Raw genomic sequence first — 18,112 nt, forward strand, 5'->3', positions numbered from 1 at the left:
TCCCGCATGGCGCGTCCGATCGAAAGCGGGATCGAGATCGGCCTTGCCGCCGCTGTGGTGGCCATCGACGGCCTGTCGCCCCAGATCCTGGTGGCGGGCTCCGAACGCGGCGAACTGGCCGGGCTGCCGTCCGGCAGCTTCGATCCGCTGGCGCACCGCACGCTCGAGATCGGCCTGCGCGCCTTCGTGACGGAGCAGTCCGGGCTCGGGCTGGGCTATGTGGAGCAACTCTACACCTTCGCGGACCGGGGCCGGATCGTCGACCCCGAGACCGAGGCCCACGTCATCTCCATCGGTTACCTCGCCCTGACGCGCTTCGCGGATGGCCGGTCCGTCCTGCCCAAGGGCGCCCGCTTCCGGCCCTGGTACGCCTTTTTCCCCTGGGAAGACTGGCGCGAGGGTCGTCCAGCCATTCTGGACGCGCAGATCCTTCCCGCGCTGTTCGACTGGGCGCTGGACGCCGCCTCCGAGAAGGCGGAGGGCGACAAGCGCCCGCTGAGACGCATCGAGCGGCTGCGCTTCGCCTTCGGAGCGACGCCGGACTCGCCCAAGCCGCTGGCCTGGGACGAGGAGAAGGTCCTCGACCGCTACGAACTGCTTTATGAAGCGGGGATCCTCGAGGAGGCGCGGCGCGACGGCCGTCCCGCCGCGCTGGCCCGGTCGAGCCTTCCCGTCCTGGGCGAACCCATGCGGTTCGACCACCGCCGCATCCTGGCGACCGCCATGGGCCGGCTGCGCGGCAAGCTGAAGTATCGCCCGGTGGTGTTCGAGCTGCTGGCGCCGACCTTCACGCTCACGGCGTTGCAGAAGACGGTGGAGGCCATCTCCGGCCGCCATCTGCACACGCAGAATTTCCGCCGGGTGGTGGAGAACGCCGCCCTGGTCGAGCCCACGGGCGAGACGGCCACGACGGGCGGCCGTCCGGCCGCCCTGTTCAGGTTCAGGCGAGAGGTGGTCCAGGAGCGCCCGGCGCCGGGGCTCAAGGTGGGCGTGCGATAGCCCTCCGGTCAGATGGGCAGGATCGACACGAAGCCCATCGAGAGCAGGACCACCATCACGAAGATCCAATCGACCGCCTTGTCGAGCATGGCAGGCTCCCGGTTCGTCGTTGGGATGATCCAGTCTACTCCTCTTTGCGAGTCGCTCCCCTCACGTCGGATCAGAAGCGCGTGAACGCGCTTAGCGCTTTTGGGTCGGCTTCTCGTCGGGAAGACCGCCCGAGCGCCCCTTCTCGACGGGTTGGGCCTGCGGATCGGGGTCCGGCATGCCCTCGCCGGGCCGGTCGATCTGGCCGCCCTGCCCCAGGGCGCCGTAACCCGAGCCCTTCTTGACCTCGTAGCCGGGCTGGTAGGCATCGCTCGGCTCGTGAAGCGGCGGGCCGCCGCCCCCGAACTCCTCCCGCGAGCGGACGTAGTCGCTGCCGTAGCCGCCATAGGAGTGGCTTTCGCCGCCCCCGATGACGGTGTTGTCGGTCTCGCCTGCGCGCACTCGTCCATATTCCCGGCCTCCGACGGGCGGGGTCTCCTGGCGGTGCTCCTCGTAGCGGTGGCGGTCGTGGTCGCCGCCCTTCGGCTTGTGCTCGGCCATCGGTGCTCCTCCTGGCGGGCGCGGCGGACGCGCCCTCGGTTGTCTCTGGGGCCAACGTGGCGGCGCAGGCGTCGTTCCCGCCCCGTACCGGCGAGGAACAAGCATGCGGCCAAGCCGTTGAATCCCCGACAGGCCGGCTGGGCCGGCGCCATCGAGGAGCGCTCGCCAGGCGAGCGAACAACCATGCAGCCCATCGTTCCAGAGACCGCCCCCAGCGGCGGCGTCGACCTCGCCTTGCCACTGTTCGCCATGAAGATCGCTTTCGGGTTCACCCTGTTCAGCCTGGAAATCACACAGGCCATGGTGCGCGCCGCCGCGGGCGACAAAAAGGCCGAACGCGAGTAGCCCCACGCCCGCCCTGTCCGGCGGGCCAGACCCGGTCTACACTGTGGGAACGCCGCCTTGCGGCGACGGCGCGACCGCGCAGGGCGGAAGCGCGCCGCCTGAACGAGGGCGTTCCCCCCATGACCCAGTTCACCATCCGCGCGGACGCGTCCCTGCGCGAGGGCGCCGACGCAGAAGACAGCCCGAACCCGGCCGTCGAGACCATCATCGTGCCGCGCGCCCGCGACCTGGGCGGCTTCGAGGTGCGGCGCGCCCTGCCCTCGGCCCGGCGCCAGATGATCGGCCCCTTCATCTTCTGGGACCAGATGGGCCCGGCCGTGTTCAAGGCGGGCACGGGCATCGACGTGCGTCCGCACCCGCATATCGGGCTCGCCACCCTCACCTACTTGTTCGAAGGACAGATCCTTCATCGCGACAGCCTGGGCTCGATCCAGGCCATTGATCCCGGCGAGGTGAACTGGATGACCGCCGGGCGCGGCATCGTCCATTCGGAGCGCACCGCCCCCGAGGTCCGGCTGAGCGACGCCCCCTTGTTCGGCATCCAGTCCTGGATCGCCCTGCCCGAGCGCGACGAGGAGACCGACCCCGGTTTCGCCCACCACGCCGCCGCCGCGCTGCCCACGCTCGAGGCCGAGGGCAAGCGCGTCCGCATCATCGCGGGTTCGCTCTACGGCGAAACGGCCCCGGTGAAGACCTTCTCCGAGATGGTCTACGCAGACGCCGCGCTGGAGCCCGGCGCCAGCCTGCCCGTCCCGGCCGAGCACGTGGAGCGCGCCATCTACGTGGCGCAGGGCGCCATCGCCATTGCGGGCGACCGGTTCGAGGCCGGGCGGCTGCTGGTGCTGCGCACGGGCGACGCCCTCACGGTGACGGCGGAGACGGCGGCGCGCGTGCTCATCTTCGGCGGCGAGCCGATGGACGGGCCGCGCCACATCTGGTGGAACTTCGTGTCCAAGTCCAGGGACAGGATCGAGCAGGCGAAGGCCGACTGGCGAGCCGGCCGCTTCGAGGCGGTGCCCGGGGAGACGGAGTTCATCCCGCTCCCCCCATGATCCATCGCATTGCGGCCGGCGCCGCCTGAGGCCACCCTGCCGTCGAGGAGATCGGCGGTCATGCTGGAGCGAATGGACCCGACCCGCCTGGGCGCCGCCGGCGTGCGGCTCTCCCCGTCGCTGGGGCGCTTCATCTGGGAGGTCAGCGGCCCGCATCAGCTGGCCCTGTCGGCGCTGTCGGTGCTGGTCTTCCTGCTTTCCACCGCGCCGCTCGAGGTGCAGCGGCGCATGGTAAACGACGCCTTCAAGGGCGGTCAGTTCCAGCCGATCCTGGCGCTGGCCCTCGCCTATGTGGGCCTGGCGATCGCGGAAGGCGCAGTCAAGCTCGCCATGAACGTCTACCGCGGCTGGGTGAGCGAGACGACCGTCCGCTCCCTGCGCCGCACGGTGCACCTGCTGCTGCGCGAAGCCTCCTCCGACCGCGTCGCCGCCGACGCGCTCGGCATCGAGACATCCATGATGCTGGCGGAGGCGGAGCCGATCGGCGGCTTCGTGGGCGTCTCGGTGTCCGAGCCGATGATGCAGGGCGGCCTGCTGCTCGCCGTCTTCGGCTACATGACGTATCTCGAGCCGCTGATGGCGCTCGTCGCGCTGCTGGTTTTCTGCCCGCAGATCGTCTTCGTCCCGCTCATGCAGCACGCCATCAACCTGCGCGTGGCCCGCCGCATCAGCGCGCTGCGCGAGGTCAGCGTCGCCATGATGGGAGAGCCCGGCGCCCACTTCCATGTCGGCCAGGACCTCGACGTCCGCATCGACGACGTGTTCGCCCTGAACATGGGCATCTACAAGCTCAAGTTCTCCATGAACTTCCTGATGAACCTCCTGCACCACTCCGGCACCGCCGGCGTGCTGGCGGCGGGCGGCTGGTTCGTGGTCCATGGCCAGACGGAGGTCGGCACCGTGGTTGCCTTCGTGTCCGGCCTCGCCAAGATCAACGACCCCTGGGGCGACCTGGTGAACTGGTTCCGCGACCTCACGGCCACCGCCACCAAGTACGACCTCATCGCCCAGGCGGTGAACGCCATCGCGGAAGAGACCGAGACGCCGCTGGGGACCCCCGTCGACGTGGTGGAATAGCGCCTTGCGCCTCCCGGCGGGCTTTGCGACAAGCCCGCCATGCTGCACGTCAACGACCTCACCTACCGGCTGGGCGCCCGCACGCTCTTCGACAAGGCCACGGTGGCGATCCCCACCGGCGCCCGCGTCGGCTTCGTCGGCCGCAACGGCACGGGCAAGACCACGCTGTTCCGCATCATCCGCGGCGAGGTCGCGACCGAGGGCGGCACGGTCACGGTGGGACGCGGGCTGCGCATCGGCTCCGTCGCCCAGGAGGCGCCCGGCGGCCCGGAGACGCTGACCGAGGTGGTGCTCGCCGCCGACACGGAGCGCACCGCGCTCCTCGCCGAGGCCGAGACGGCCACCGACCCGCACCGCATCGCCGAAATCCAGACGCGACTGGTCGACATCGACGCCCACTCGGCCCCGGCCCGCGCCGCGTCCATTCTGCATGGCCTCGGCTTCGACGCCGAGGCGCAGGCCCGGCCCTGCTCGTCCTTCTCCGGCGGCTGGCGCATGCGCGTCGCGCTCGCGGCCGTGCTCTTCGCGGAGCCGGACCTGCTGCTCCTGGACGAGCCGACCAACTACCTCGACCTCGAGGGCACGCTCTGGCTCATGGACTACCTGGCGCGCTACCCGCATACGGTGCTCGTCATCAGCCACGACCGCGACCTGCTCAACCAGTCCGTCGACGGGATCCTCCATCTCGACCAGGCCAAGCTGACCCTCTACCGCGGCGGCTACGACCAGTTCGAGCGCCAGCGCCGCGAGAAGCAGGCGCTCCAGCTGAAGCTCGTGAAGAAGCAGGAGGAGGAGCGCCGGCACCTCCAGGCCTTCGTCGACCGCTTCAAGGCCAAGGCGTCCAAGGCGCGCCAGGCGCAGTCACGCGTCAAGCGGCTGGAGAAGATGGAGCCCATCGCGGCCCTCATCGACACGGACGTGCTGCCCTTCAACTTCCCGTCGCCCGAGCGGCCGCTCTCGCCGCCGATCATCGCCATGGAAGGCGCCTCCGTCGGCTACGGCGAGACCACCGTGCTCTCGCGCCTGTCGCTCTCCATTGCCGAGGACGACCGCATCGGCCTGCTGGGCTCCAACGGCAACGGCAAGTCCACCTTCGCCAAGCTGGTCGGCGGCCGGCTGGAGGCGAAGTCCGGCGTGGTGCGACGCTCGTCCAAGCTGAAGGTGGCCTATTTCGCCCAACACCAACTGGACGAGCTCAATCTCGCGGCCACGCCGTTCACCAGCGTCGCCGAGCTCATGCCGGACGCGCCGGAAGCCAAGGTGCGGGCCCGCTGCGCCCAGATGGGGTTTCCCGGCGCGAAGGCGGACACACCGGTCGCCAACCTCTCGGGCGGCGAGAAGGCGCGCCTGCTGATGGGCATCGCCACCTTTGGCGGGCCGCATCTGCTCATCCTCGACGAGCCGACAAACCACCTCGACATCGATTCCCGCGCCGCCCTGATGGAGGCCATCAACGACTACGGCGGCGCTGTGATCCTGATCTCGCACGACCGCTTCCTGCTCGAGGCCTGCGCCGACCGGCTCTGGCTCGTAAAGGGCGGCACGGTGAAGCCGTTCGAGGACGACCTCGACGCCTACCGGCGCCTCGTGCTGGAGGGGGACGGACCTTCGGAGAAGGGCGACAAGTCCGACGAGAGCCGGACCTCCCAGGCGGAACAGCGGCGCGAGGCGGCCGGACGTCGCGCCTCCCTCACCCCGCTGCGCAAGAAGATCGAAGCCGCAGAGCAGCGCATGGCGAAGCTTTCGGACCTTATCGCGCGCGTCGACGCCGTGCTCGGCGAGGCGGACACGTTCCAGCGGGATCCCGCCAAGGCCGCCCAGCTGTCGGCCCAGCGCGCCGAACTGGAACGGACGCTCGTCACCGCCGAAGAGGAATGGCTGGCGCTCTCCACCGAGTACGAGGAAGCCCTCGCGGGCTGACCGCGGGCTGTTGATCACAGGGCGGCCGGCGCCCCATTTTCCGTTGCGAGCGGGGACGCTGAGGTTCCTCGCGCGACCCTGTTGGTCCTCCGGCCGACCATGCGACGGCGTCTCGGGGGAACGATCCACGCCCTCAGGAAGTCGATCAGGCGCGGGCTAATCCCGGCCGACTGAACGCCGCCGGGGATGCCCGCGTTATCGCCGCAGTGAGGGGTGATGGCGCAGATCTTTCGCCCGGGAGCGGACGTGCTGCTGCGACTCGGGCTCGCCGCCCTGGCGGCCGCGCCGGTCCTGGGCGTTGGCTTCGCCTACGCGCTGATGCGCTCGCCCGCCGTCACCGGCCAGGACCTCGCGCGCGAGCAGCCGGTGCCGTTCAGCCATCAGCACCACGTGGGCGGCCTCGGCCTGGACTGCCGCTACTGCCACACCGGCGTGGAGACCACGCGCTACGCGGGAATGCCGCCCACCGAGACCTGCATGACCTGCCACTCCCAGCTGTGGACCGACGCCGGCATGCTCGCGCCCGTGCGGACGAGCCTGGCGGAGAACCGCGCGATGCATTGGCGGCGGGTGAACGCCCTGCCGGACTACGTCTACTTCAACCACGCCGTGCACGTGACCAAGGGCGTCGGCTGCAGCACGTGCCACGGCCCGGTGGACCGCATGCCGCTGATGCGCCAGGCGGCGCCGCTCACCATGGGCTGGTGCCTCGACTGCCACCGCCATCCCGAGAAGGCGCTCCGCCCGCTTTCCGCCGTCTATGACATGGCCTGGAAGCCCCCGCCGGACCAGGAGGCGCGCGGCCGCCGGCTCATGGCCGAGCGCCACGTCGACCCCGCCCGCCTCACGGACTGTTCGCGATGCCACCGCTGAACGACGCTTCCGCGGGCGGCGGCCTGACCCGCCGCGCCGCCCTGCAGGCTCTGGCCGCCTCCATGGCGCTAGCGGCGACGTCCTGCTCCGGGCCGGACGAGGAGATCGTCCCGGCCGTGCTCGGCCGCGAGGCGCCGCCCGGCGAGCCGGAGCGCTTCGCCACCGCCCTGGCTCTCGCCGGCTACGGCCGCGGCGTGGTCGGCGTCACCGTGAACGGGCGCCCCATCGCGGTTGAAGGCGCCCCACGCCATCCCGGAAGCGGCGGCGCCGCCGACGTCTTCGCCGAAGCCGCGATCCTGTCCCTCTACGACCCCGACCGCTCGCGCGCGATCCTGCGGGACGGCGCCATCGCCTCGCGCGAGAGCTTCCTCCTCGCCCTGGAGCAGTGGCGGAAGGAGCCCGACGCCGGCGGGGGCCTGCGCTTCCTCACCGGCCGGGTCACCTCCCCCACCCTGCTGCGCCAGATCGCGGCCGTGCTCGCCGCCTTCCCCGGCGCCCGCTGGCACGCCTATGAGGCCGCCGACGTCTCGCCCCGCGCGTCGCTGCGCCTGGCCTACGGCCGCGAGATCGAGGCCGTTCCCCACCTCGAGAAGGTCGATGCGCTCGTGTGCCTGGACGCCGACCCGCTTGGGCCAGGGCCCGACCAGGTCCGCCTCGCCCGCGGCTGGGCGGAAGGCCGGCGCCGGGGCGCGGCGCGACTCTACGCCGTCGAATCCCGCCTCACCCTGACCGGCGCCAAGGCGGATGGCCGCCTGGCCCTGGCTCCCGCAGCCGTCGAGGCCTGCGCAGCCGCGCTGGCCAACCGCTTCGGCGCGGGCATGCCCGAGCCCGATCTTCCGCCGGCGGCCCGACCCTTCGTGGAGGCGGCCGCAGCCGCCCTCCGGCAGGCCCCCGGCCGCGCCCTTGTTCTGCCAGGCCCGGCCTTGGCGCCAGAAGCCGGGGCTTGGGCGTGGTGGATCAACGAGAAGCTCCGGGCGCCCCTCGACCTCCTCCCCGCCTTCGACCGCGCCGCCGGGGCGGAGCCGGAGGACCCGCAGGCGCTCCGGGACGATCTCGCCGCCGGCCGGGTCCGCGCGCTCCTCATCCTGGACGCCAACCCCGCCTATGACTGGCCGACCCTCGGCCTGGCCGAGCATCTGCCAAGGACGGCGTTCTCCCTCCACCTCGGCCCCGCCGTCGACGAAACCGCGGCGCTGTGCCGATGGCATGTCCCGCAGGCCCACCCGCTTGAGACCTGGACGGACCTGCGCGCCCCTGAAGGCCTCGCCAGCGTCGCCCAGCCCCTCATCGCCCCGCTGTTCGGCGGCTGGAGTTCGCACGAGCTGCTCGAAGCGCTCATGGGCAAGCCCGACTCCTCGGCGCGCGACGAGGTGCGCGCCAGCTGGACCATGGCGGACGCCGACTGGCGCGTCGCCCTGGCCCAGGGGTTCGTCGCGGACTCCGCGCCCGCGCCCCTGGCCGGGCTCAGCGCCCGAGCGCCGGCCCCGGCCGCCGCGCCCGCTCCGCCTGCCCCCGGCGGCCTCGACCTCGTCATCGAGCCTGACCCGACCCTCTGGGACGGCCGCTTCGCCAACAACGCCTGGCTGCAGGAATGCCCCAAGCCGCTTGGCAAGCAGGTGTGGGGCAATTCGCTCGCGCTGGCGGCCGAGGACGCCGCCCGGCTCAGCGTCGTCGAGGGCGATCTCGTGACAGCGCGGGCTTCGGGCAAGGTGATCACCGTCCCGGTCCGCGTCGTGTCGGGCCAGCCGACCGGCGCGGCCACCCTGGCTCTCGGCCACGGGCGCCAACGCGCCGGCGCGATCGGCAACGGCGTCGGCGCGAACGCCTTCCCCCTTCGCGAGGGGCCGGACCAGTGGGTGATCCGGGGTGTCGAGGTCGCGAAGGCGAAAGGTCGGGGCGAGGTCCTGACCACGCAAAACGTCGTGCGGCTCGACGGCGAGCGCCGCGACCTTTTCCGCTTTATCACGGACGCGCAGGCGCCGGATCAGCAGCCCACGCCTGTTTCGGAGCCGTCCCTCTATCCCGCCTGGCCCGGCGGGGGCCCGGCCTGGGCCATGGTGATCGACACTGGCGCCTGCATCGGCTGCAACGCCTGCGTGGTGGCCTGCCAGTCGGAGAACAACGTCCCCGTGGTCGGGCCGGAGGAGATCGGCCGTGGCCGCGTGATGCACTGGCTGCGGGTGGACGAATACGAGCAGGAAGGGGCCGGGGTGGGGTTCCAGCCCGTGCCCTGCATGCATTGCGAGCAGGCGCCCTGCGAGCCGGTCTGCCCAGTGGCCGCCTCCGTGCACGACAGCGAGGGCCTCAACGCGCAGGTGTACAACCGCTGCGTGGGGACCCGCTTCTGCGAGGCCAACTGCCCCTATAAGGTTCGCCGCTTCAACTTCTTCGGCTACGCCGACGGCCAGGAATACGCCAACCTCGGCGCCGAACTGCTCAAGGCCCGCGCCAACCCGGAAGTCACGGTCCGCGCCCGCGGCGTCATGGAGAAATGCACCTATTGCGTGCAGCGCATCGCCAAGGCCCGCCAGGACGCTGAGCGCGACAGCCGGGAGGATCAGGACCTGGCCGTCGTCACCGCGTGCCAGCAGGCCTGCCCCACCCGGGCCATCGCGTTCGGCGACCTCAACGCGAAGGACTCGACGGTCCGCGACCTGCGTGCCGACCCGCGCCACTACGTCCTGCTGGAGCGGCTCAACACGCGGCCGCGCACGACCTACCTCGCCGACCGCCGCAATCCGGACCCGGCCCTGGGAGGCGGCGCATGAACGCGGCCGCCGCCCAGGCGACCGCCATGGCCGCGACGAACGAGGCCATCCTGGGTCCACTCGAAACGAGGCCCGGGCGGCGCTGGTGGATTTCCTTCGGCGCCGGGCTCGCACTCACGCTGGCGATGGTGGTCGGGATCGTGGACCTCTTCGCCGGCATCGGCTCGTGGGGCGTGAACTCCACGGTCGTCTGGGGCTACGCCATCGCCAGCTATGTCTGGTGGATCGCCATCGGCAGCGGCGGCACGCTGATCTCGTCCATCCTCGTGCTCACCCGCCAGGACTGGCGGCACGCCGTGAACCGGCTGGCCGAGACCATGACCCTGTTCGCGGTGGCGATCGCAGGGCTCTACCCCATCCTGCATCTGGGTCGTCCGCAATATTTTTACTGGCTCGCGCCCTATCCCAACACCATGGGCCTCTGGCCCCAGTGGCGCAGCGCGCTGGTCTGGGATTTCTGGGCCATCCTCAGCTACCTACTGTTCTCCATCCTGTTCCTCTATGTGGGCCTGCTGCCGGATCTGGCGGCCCTCCGGGATCGCGCCAAACGCAGAGGCTGGCAGGTCGCCTATGGGGTCCTCGCCATGGGCTGGCGGGGCTCGGCCCTGCAATGGCGCGCCCATCAGCGGCTGCACCGGACGCTGGCCGCCATCGCGGTCCCGCTGGTCGTCTCCGTGCACTCCATCGTCGGCCTGGATTTCGCCGCCAGCCTGATGCCTGGCTGGCAGGAGAGCATCTTCCCGCCCTACTTCGTGTTCGGCGCCCTGTATTCCGGCTTCGCCTGCGTGCTGCTGCTGGCCCTGCTGGTGCGTCGCGGCCTCGACGCCGAAGGCATGATCACGCCCCGCCATCTCTCGGCCATGGCCAAGATCATCCTGGCCTCCTGCCTGCTGATGAGCCTCAGCTACGCGACGGAGTGGTTCACCGCCTGGTACGGCGGCGATGCGGCGGACCGCGGGGTCGTGCGGTTCCTGTTCACCGGCTCGTACGCCCCGCTCTACTGGGCTCAATTGGCCCTGAACTGCGTCATCCCCCAGGCCTTGTGGCTCCCCGCCGTGCGCCGCAGCCCCATCAGCCTCGGCCTGATCGCCGGGGGCGTGCTGGTCGGCATGTGGCTGGAGCGCATCCTGATCATCTGGGGCACGCTCTCGCACGACACCATGCCGACGCTCTGGCGCGCGTTCCACCCGACCATATGGGACTGGGCCCTGCTGCTCGGCCCCATCGGGTTCTTCGGCTGCCTCTACCTCGTCTTCCTGCGGGTCGCCCCCGCCCTGTCCGCCTACGAGATGCGGGCCCAGGCGGCGGAGACAGCCGCGCCCGCGCAATCGTTGGACGGGCTCTCGCAGGCCCTGGCCGAGGAGCCGTCATCCCCGGCGGCGCGAAGCGCCGGGAAGGGGATCCAGGAGACTGGGCGCCCAGACTGGATACTCTTCCCCTCCGCGGCNCGCCCAGACTGGATACTCTTCCCCTCCGCGGCTGCGCCGCCGGGGAAGACGGCCGAGGCGCCGCCGACCGGGCGATTGCTGGCTGAGTTCGCGACGGTGGATCGCCTTTTGCGCGCCGTGGCCCGCGTCACGCAGCGCGGCGACGTGACGGTCGACCTGTTTTCGCCCTACCCCGTGCGGGCCTTCGCCGCCGCGATCCCGGACGAACGGGTGCGGGTCGGCCCCGCGATGCTGGCGACGGGAGTCGCGGCGGCGGCGTTCGGTTACGCGGTCGAGTGGTGGAGCGCCGTCGTCGATTATCCGCTCAACCTGGGCGGCCGCCCGCCCCACAGCTGGCCGGCCTTCCTGATCGCGCCGGTCGAGGTCGGCCTCTTCGCCGCCGCCTTCGCGGGACTGGTCGCGATGTTTCGGACGGGCGGCCTGCCGCGGCTCCATCATCCCGTGTTCGCCGTCCCGGCTTTCGAGCGGGCGACCCAGGACCGTTTCTTCCTCCTGGCCCAGCCCGCCGGGTCGCTCCCGGAGCTGCGGCGGTCGCTCGAGGAAGCGGGAGCGATCTCGGTCACGGAGGCGCATCCGTGAGGCGCCTCGGCATCCTGCTGCTCCTGGCGGCGCTGCAGGCGTGCAGCGACCAGTCCATGATCGTGCAGAAGCGCTACGACACGGACGAACCCTCCAGCCTTTGGCGGGACGGCGCCTCGAGTCGGACCGCGCCCGAGGGAGCCGTGCCGGTCGACGCTGCTGCGCAGGACGCCGCCCGGCAGCCACCGCCCGTTACGCCCGCCCTGCTGGCCCGCGGTCGCGAGCGCTACGAGATCGCCTGCGCGCCCTGCCACGGACTGTCCGGCTACGGCGACGGCGTGATCGTCTCCCGCGGCTTCCCGGCGCCGCTGTCCTATCACGAGCCGCGCCTGCGCTCGGCCGACGCCTCGCACTTCATTGACGTGATCGAGCACGGCTATGGGGTCATGTACCCCTACGCGGCTCGCGTGGCGCCGAAGGACCGCTGGGCCATCGTGGCCTATATCCGCGCCCTGCAACTGTCGCAGGCGGCCCGCGTCGCGGACGCGCCGCAACTGCGGGAGCGGTTGCCATGAGCCGCGCGCCCGTGCTCCCCGCCGTTCTGGGCTTGGCGAGCGCCGCCGCGCTGGCCGCGTGCTTCGTCCTGGCGCCCAGGGCCGCCGCCCAGGGCTCGGCGGTGGCGGGCGCGGTCGTCCTGCTGGCGCCCTTGGGCGGGGTGGCGCTGCGAATGATCCAGCGCCTTACCGGCGGGCGTTGGGGAGCCGGCCTGGCCGCCCCGGCTGCGCGCGCGCCATGGCTCATCCTCGCCGGCGGCCTCGCGCTCGCGCTCGTCGCCCTCGACCTCGGCGGGCTGTTTCCCTGGGCCGCGGCGCCGCCGGGCGCGCCGGGGGTGGCGCGCTTCTATCTGAACGCGCCGCTTCTGCTGGCGCGAACCGGCCTGATCCTGGCCGGCTGGATCGCCATGGCTGTCCTCGCCGACCGGAATCCGTCGCGTCTGGCCGCCGCGCTCTTCCTCGTGTTCCACGCCGTCGCCGTGTCCGTGCTAGCGACGGATTGGATCGTGTCCCTGGCGCCGGGCTTCACCAACACCTCGGCGGGCCTCACCCTCGCGACGCAGCAGGTGTTGGCGGCCCTGGGCGTCTCCGCGCTGGCGGGACCGGACGACCGCGCCTCGCCCAACATCGCCGGCCTGATGATCGCCGCCCTGCTCGGGGTCGTGTACCTGGGCTTCATGACCTACCTGGTGTTCTGGTACGGCGACCTGCCGGCCAAGGCCGCCTGGTATGTCCGGCGCACGGAAGGCGCCTGGCAGGCGGTGATCCTGGCGGCCCTGCTGGTCGGCGCGGCCGCGCCTCTCGGCCTGCTGCTCCTGCGCTCCACCCGGCAGGGCGGACCGCTGCTGCGCGTCGCCGGCGCACTCGTGCTGATCGGATCGGCGTTGCATGTCTTCTGGCTGATGGCGCCCGACCAAGGGTTCTTTGCGGCGCTCGCGGCCGTGCTGGCGACGACGTGCGCCGTGGCGCTGGGCGTCGCGCTCCCGTCGCTCGTCCGGGCGCCCCGGAGGGCCGCCCGTGCGTGACCAGTCGCGCCCGGAACGGCCGGACGTGGCGGCCAAGGCCGTCACCGCCATCGCGCTCGGCTTCCTGGCCTTTGTGGCGGTCGCGCTTATCGCCCTGCTGGCCTATTACCGGCTGACCGCCGGAAGCCCCAGCCTCCCAGAGCCGAGCCGCTTCGCGGAACCTCGGTTACAGGCCGATCCCCGGGCGGACCGGCTGCGCCTTGAAGCGGCCCAGCGCGAGCGCCTGGCAGGCTACGCCTGGGTGGATCGCGACCGGGGGGTGGCGCGCGTCCCGATCACGGACGCCATGGCGATGGTGGCCGCCCGCGGCCAGGCCGCCTTCGATCCGGTCGAAGGCGCCGCCGGGACCGACGCGTCCAAGTCAGCCAAGGGGAGCGGCCCATGAAGCGCCGGCTCGCGCCCGTGCTGCTGCTCGCGATCCTGCTGCAGCCTGGAGCCGCGCGGGCTGCGCTGACACGATCGGAGCTCGACGGCGTGCGCTCCGCCGCGGCGCCCGGCGCGGTGCTGCCGCTCGACGCCGCCTTCCGGGACGCGAGCGGCCGCCCGCTCAGGCTCCGCGACGCCCTGGGCGGCAGGCCGGCCTTGCTGATCCCGGTGGACTACGCGTGCCGATCCCTGTGCGGGCCGGCGCTGGCGCTGGTCGGCGCGGCCGCCGACGCGATCCCGGCGCAGCGGGGGCGCGACTACCGGATCGTGGCCGTGGGCATGGACCCGGCCCAGACGCCCGAGCAGGCTCGCGCGATGGTGGCGCCCGCCCTGGGCGATCCGGGAGACGCCAGCGGAACGGTGGCCCTGGTCGGCTCGGCGGACGCTATCGGGCGGCTGTTCGCCGCCTTGGGCTACACGACTTCGTATGACGCCGGGGAGCGCCGCTACGCCCACCCGGCCGCCGCCTACGCGGTCACGGCCGAGGGACGCGTGTCGCGCGCCCTGTCCACCTTCGCGCTGGATCGGGACGGGCTGCGACTAGCGCTGATGGAAGCGGGCCAGGGCCGCATCGGCGGCTTCACCGACCGCCTCGCCCTGCTGTGCTACGGCTTCGACCCCGCGCTCGGGGCCTATACGCCGGCGATCCGGCGCATTCTGGCGGGAGCCGGCGTGCTGACCCTGATCGGCATGGCCCTGGCCATCGCCGCCCTGGCCCGGGCCGCGCGGCGCCGCGATGCGAGGGCCGCCCCATGAGCGCCTTTTTCGTCCCCGTGTCCGCCTCCACGCAGGCGGCGACCACCGACCGGCTGTTCCTGCTGCTGCTGGTCCTGTCGGGCGTCATCCTGCTGCTGGTGTTCTCCCTGGTGGCGGTTTTCGCCGTCCGCTATCGCCGCGGGTCCTCCGCGCCGCGCGGCGCGATGCCAGCCATCCTGAGCCGCGAGTTCGAGATCGGCTGGACCGCGGCGACGCTGTTCGTGTTCCTGTTCCTGTTCTGGTGGGCGAGCTCCGCCCAGGTCGCCGCCCTGATCCCGCCGGCCGGGGCGCTGGAGATCCACGTCGTCGCCAAGCAGTGGATGTGGAAGACGCAGCACCCTGAGGGGCCGCGCGAGATCAACGAGCTGCACGTCCCGGCCGACACGCCGGTCCGGCTGCTCATGACCTCGGAGGACGTCATCCACTCCTTCTTCGTCCCCGCCTTCCGCATTAAGAAGGACGTCCTGCCCGGCCGCTACACCGAGACCTGGTTCCAGGCCACCAAGCCCGGCGTCTACCACCTCCTCTGCGCGGAATATTGCGGGACGGATCATGCGCGCATGGAGGGGCGCGTGGTGGTGATGCCCGCGCAGGACTACGCGCGCTGGCTGGGCGCGCGGCCGGAGGCGGACGGGCTCGCCCGCGAGGGCGCGCGCCTGTTCGTGTCGCGCGGGTGCGCGGGCTGCCACGCGCCGGGCTCGCGCGTACGCGCGCCGCGCCTTGCGGGGCTCTTCGGCAGCACCGTGCCGCTCTCGGACGGACGCCGCGCGGTGGTCGATGAGGCCTATATCCGCGACTCCATCCTGCAGCCGGAGCGCGACATCGCCGCCGGCTACGACCCCATCATGCCGAGCTTCAGGGGGGTGCTGGGGGATGGGGAGATCGTGGCGCTGACGGCCTACATCCGCTCGCTCGCCGCGCCGGAAGGCCGGCCCGCAGCCGAGGCGGCGGCCCCGCCCGGGCTGGCGCCGGGGCCGCCGGAGGGCCGCAGCCCGGCCATGGAGCCCGGCCGCGCGCTGGAGGGAACCCCGCCCGCTGGAGGATCGCCATGAGCGTCGCCGCCACCCCCGACGAGCGCCTGCTTGTTCCCGACCGCCCGAGCTACCTGGGCGCCGGCGCCTCGCTGCGCTCATGGTTCGGCGCGACCGACCACAAGCGCATCGCGATCCTGTACGCGGTCACCATCACGATCTTCTTCTTCCTGGGCGGCGCCGCGATCACGCTCGTCCGCCTGGAGCTGTTCACCCCACAGGCGGACGTGGTCACGGCCGACACCTACAACCGGCTGTTCACGTTCCACGGCATCGTGATGGTCTGGTTCTTCATGGTCCCGGCCATCCCGGCCACGCTCGGCAACTTCCTCCTGCCGCTCATGATCGGCGCCCGCGACGTCGCCTTCCCGCGCCTGAACCTGTTCAGCTGGTACCTCGCCATCCTGGGCGGGGCCTTCACGGTCGCGACCCTGATCCTGGGTGGCGTCGACACGGGCTGGACCTTTTACACGCCGTTCTCGACGATGTTCTCCAACTCCCACGTCTTCGCGGCGGCGTTCGGGGTGTTCGCGGTGGGCTTCTCGTCAATCGCCACGGGGGTGAACTTCATCGCCACCGTCCACCTGCTGCGGGCGCCGGGACTCACCTGGTTCCGACTGCCGCTGTTCGTCTGGTCGCTTTACGCCACGAGCCTCGTCATGGTGCTGGCGACGCCGGTGCTCGCCGTCTCCCTGCTGCTGGTGATGGCCGAGCGCGTGCTCCACCTGCCGATCTTCGACCCGGCCCATGGCGGCGACCCGCTGCTGTTCCAGCACCTGTTCTGGTTCTACAGCCACCCAGCCGTGTACATCATGGTGCTGCCGGCCATGGGGGTGGTCTCGGAAGTCATCACCTGCTTCGCCCGGCGGCGCGTGTTCGGCTACACATTCATGGTCTACGCGCTGGTGTCGATCGCGGGCATCGGCTTCTTCGTGTGGGGCCACCACATGTTCGTGTCCGGCATGTCGCCCTTCGCCGGACTGGTTTTCTCATTCCTGTCCTTCGTGGTGGCGGTGCCCTCGGCCATCAAGGTCTTCAACTGGACGGCGACGCTCTACCGCGGCCAGATCAGCTTCGAGGCGCCCATGCTCTATGCGCTGGGCTTCCTTGGCCTGTTCACGATGGGAGGCCTGACGGGGCTGTTCCTCGCCTCCATCCCCATCGACGTGCACGTCACGGACACGTACTTCGTGGTGGCGCATTTCCACTACATCATGGTGGGCGGCACCGTGTCGGCCTACTTCGCGGGCCTGCACTTCTGGTGGCCCAAGATCACCGGCCGGCTCTATCCGGAAGGCTGGGCGCGCTTCGCCGCCATCCTGATGTTCTTCGGCTTCAACCTGACCTTCTTTCCCCAGTTCATCCTGGGCTACCTCGGCATGCCGCGGCGCTACCATGTGTACCCGCCCGAGTTCCAGGTCTGGAACGTGATGTCCTCGTCCGGCGCGACCGTCCTGGCGGCCGCCTACGCGCTGCCCTTCGGCTACCTGCTCTGGTCCCTGATCTGGGGACGCCGCGCCCCGAACAATCCCTGGGACGCGACGGGCCTCGAGTGGCGCACGGCCTCGCCGCCGCCGCCCCACAATTTCGACCAGCAGCCCAGGATCGACGTCGGCCCCTACGACTACCACCCCGAGGCGGTCGCTCCGGCGCCGGACCAGCGCCCCCGCCGCCGGCAGGGAGAGGACGCATGAGCGCGCCGGTCCAATCGCTCCTGCGCGAACCCTGGCCCGACCTGGCGAGCCAGCGGGAGGCGGCCACCTTCGGCATCTGGATCTTCCTGGCCAGCGAGCTGCTGTTCTTCGGCGGGCTGATCCTCGCCTATGCAGTGTGCCGCATCGGCCATCCCCACGCCTTCATGGCGGCCGCGCGCGAGACGGACATCGTCTACGGCACTGCGAACACCGCCGTGCTGCTGACGAGCAGCTTCGCCATGGCGCTCGCCGCCCAGGCGTCGGAGCGGGAGGCGCGGCCCATCGTGATCCGCGCCTGCCTGGCCGCGACCGCGGCGCTCGGCTGCGCCTTCCTGGCGATCAAGGGGTTCGAGTACGCGGACGACCTACGCAAGGGGCTGTGGCCGGCCGGGGACTTCGCCCTGCCGGAGCCCGGCGCCCGGCTGTTCTTCGCCCTGTACTGGGTCATGACCGGCGTGCACGCGTTGCACCTCACGATCGGCATCGGCCTCGTCGGCCGGCTCACGATCCGTGGGGGAGGTCCGCATCTGCGGTTGCGCGACAACCCGCAGGCGGAGGTGACGGCGCTCTACTGGCACCTCGTCGACGTGATCTGGATCATCCTCTACCCGCTCATCTACCTCCCGGGGAGGGCCGGATGAGCGCCGGGCCTTCCGGGGCCGAGCGCCCCCGCCCTCTCCCGCTGCTCCGCGACCTCTCGGTCTGGGCCGCCCTGATGGGGCTGCTCGCCCTGTCCTGCTGGGCGGCCTACTGGCCGCTGGGCCCGATCACCACCGCGATCGGCCTCGGCATCGCGGCGATCAAGGCCGGCTTCGTGGCGGCCTTCTTCATGAACCTGAAGCGCGGGACGCCCCTGCTCCGGCTGACCGGACTGGCCGGCTTCTTCTGGATCGCCATCCTATTCGCCCTCACGTTGAGCGACGTGCTCACCCGTCTCTGACGTGCCTCCCGACCGGTTCGGGAAGAGACCGAGTCGCGGTCCGGCGCCGGAACATGGGCGCCGACCATCCATTGGTCGCACGGGGGCTTTCAACGGA

17 protein-coding genes are annotated in these 18,112 nt (G+C 71.5%); 16 read left to right on the forward strand and 1 reads right to left on the reverse strand.

Annotated features, from left to right (window positions below):
- Window positions 1-6 precede the first annotated feature (6 nt).
- On the forward strand, window positions 7-999 hold the full coding sequence (locus SLNSH_RS04105) for an NUDIX hydrolase (RefSeq protein WP_106335384.1): 993 nt from the start codon (window positions 7-9) through the stop codon (window positions 997-999).
- A gap of 180 nt (window positions 1,000-1,179) precedes the next feature.
- Here the strand turns inward: SLNSH_RS04105 and SLNSH_RS04110 are convergent, their stop codons facing one another.
- Window positions 1,180-1,587: a hypothetical protein gene (locus SLNSH_RS04110; RefSeq protein ID WP_106335385.1), complete on the reverse strand. Its 408-nt coding sequence runs from the start codon at window positions 1,585-1,587 to the stop codon at window positions 1,180-1,182.
- A 183-nt stretch (window positions 1,588-1,770) separates the two neighbouring features.
- Between SLNSH_RS04110 and SLNSH_RS24820 the strand changes: the two genes are divergently transcribed.
- The 15 genes from SLNSH_RS24820 (at window position 1,771) to SLNSH_RS04185 (ending at window position 18,015) form a co-directional block, all read left to right on the forward strand.
- A complete protein-coding gene (locus SLNSH_RS24820; RefSeq protein ID WP_158266669.1) occupies window positions 1,771-1,932 on the forward strand; it encodes a hypothetical protein in 162 nt (53 codons plus the stop codon).
- 119 nt (window positions 1,933-2,051) lie between these two features.
- Window positions 2,052-2,984: a pirin family protein gene (locus tag SLNSH_RS04120; RefSeq protein ID WP_106335387.1), complete on the forward strand. Its 933-nt coding sequence runs from the start codon at window positions 2,052-2,054 to the stop codon at window positions 2,982-2,984.
- A 60-nt stretch (window positions 2,985-3,044) separates the two neighbouring features.
- A complete protein-coding gene (locus SLNSH_RS04125; RefSeq protein WP_245422035.1) occupies window positions 3,045-4,061 on the forward strand; it encodes an ABC transporter ATP-binding protein in 1,017 nt (338 codons plus the stop codon).
- A 39-nt stretch (window positions 4,062-4,100) separates the two neighbouring features.
- On the forward strand, window positions 4,101-5,981 hold the full coding sequence (locus tag SLNSH_RS04130) for an ABC-F family ATP-binding cassette domain-containing protein (RefSeq protein ID WP_106335388.1): 1,881 nt from the start codon (window positions 4,101-4,103) through the stop codon (window positions 5,979-5,981).
- A gap of 216 nt (window positions 5,982-6,197) precedes the next feature.
- Complete coding sequence (locus tag SLNSH_RS04135) at window positions 6,198-6,854, forward strand: cytochrome c3 family protein (protein ID WP_106335389.1); 657 nt, start codon at window positions 6,198-6,200, stop codon at window positions 6,852-6,854.
- Window positions 6,842-9,622: a 4Fe-4S dicluster domain-containing protein gene (locus SLNSH_RS04140; RefSeq protein WP_106335390.1), complete on the forward strand. Its 2,781-nt coding sequence runs from the start codon at window positions 6,842-6,844 to the stop codon at window positions 9,620-9,622. The genes SLNSH_RS04135 and SLNSH_RS04140 overlap by 13 nt, the downstream gene beginning before the upstream one ends.
- A 125-nt stretch (window positions 9,623-9,747) precedes the next feature.
- Window positions 9,748-11,649: a quinol:electron acceptor oxidoreductase subunit ActD gene (locus SLNSH_RS25645; RefSeq protein ID WP_425352971.1), complete on the forward strand. Its 1,902-nt coding sequence runs from the start codon at window positions 9,748-9,750 to the stop codon at window positions 11,647-11,649.
- Between the two features lie 56 nt (window positions 11,650-11,705).
- Window positions 11,706-12,164: a c-type cytochrome gene (locus tag SLNSH_RS04150; RefSeq protein ID WP_106335449.1), complete on the forward strand. Its 459-nt coding sequence runs from the start codon at window positions 11,706-11,708 to the stop codon at window positions 12,162-12,164.
- On the forward strand, window positions 12,161-13,168 hold the full coding sequence (locus tag SLNSH_RS04155) for a hypothetical protein (RefSeq protein WP_106335391.1): 1,008 nt from the start codon (window positions 12,161-12,163) through the stop codon (window positions 13,166-13,168). The genes SLNSH_RS04150 and SLNSH_RS04155 overlap by 4 nt, the downstream gene beginning before the upstream one ends.
- Window positions 13,161-13,553 (forward strand): hypothetical protein, encoded by a 393-nt coding sequence (locus SLNSH_RS04160; protein ID WP_106335392.1) that lies wholly within the window; start codon window positions 13,161-13,163, stop codon window positions 13,551-13,553. Before SLNSH_RS04155 ends, SLNSH_RS04160 begins: the two co-directional genes overlap by 8 nt.
- Complete coding sequence (locus SLNSH_RS04165) at window positions 13,550-14,350, forward strand: thioredoxin domain-containing protein (RefSeq protein ID WP_106335393.1); 801 nt, start codon at window positions 13,550-13,552, stop codon at window positions 14,348-14,350. The genes SLNSH_RS04160 and SLNSH_RS04165 overlap by 4 nt, the downstream gene beginning before the upstream one ends.
- Window positions 14,347-15,402 (forward strand): cytochrome c oxidase subunit II, encoded by a 1,056-nt coding sequence (coxB, locus tag SLNSH_RS04170; protein ID WP_106335394.1) that lies wholly within the window; start codon window positions 14,347-14,349, stop codon window positions 15,400-15,402. Before SLNSH_RS04165 ends, coxB begins: the two co-directional genes overlap by 4 nt.
- Window positions 15,399-17,075 carry a cytochrome c oxidase subunit I gene (ctaD, locus tag SLNSH_RS04175; RefSeq protein WP_106335395.1) on the forward strand — a complete coding sequence of 559 codons (1,677 nt, stop codon included), beginning with the start codon at window positions 15,399-15,401 and terminating at the stop codon, window positions 17,073-17,075. Before coxB ends, ctaD begins: the two co-directional genes overlap by 4 nt.
- A complete protein-coding gene (locus SLNSH_RS04180; protein WP_106335396.1) occupies window positions 17,072-17,716 on the forward strand; it encodes a cytochrome c oxidase subunit 3 family protein in 645 nt (214 codons plus the stop codon). Before ctaD ends, SLNSH_RS04180 begins: the two co-directional genes overlap by 4 nt.
- Window positions 17,713-18,015: a cytochrome C oxidase subunit IV family protein gene (locus SLNSH_RS04185; RefSeq protein WP_106335397.1), complete on the forward strand. Its 303-nt coding sequence runs from the start codon at window positions 17,713-17,715 to the stop codon at window positions 18,013-18,015. Before SLNSH_RS04180 ends, SLNSH_RS04185 begins: the two co-directional genes overlap by 4 nt.
- Window positions 18,016-18,112 lie beyond the last annotated feature (97 nt).

The sequence above is a fragment of the Alsobacter soli genome (assembly GCF_003004785.1).
Taxonomy (GTDB): domain Bacteria; phylum Pseudomonadota; class Alphaproteobacteria; order Rhizobiales; family Beijerinckiaceae; genus Alsobacter; species Alsobacter soli.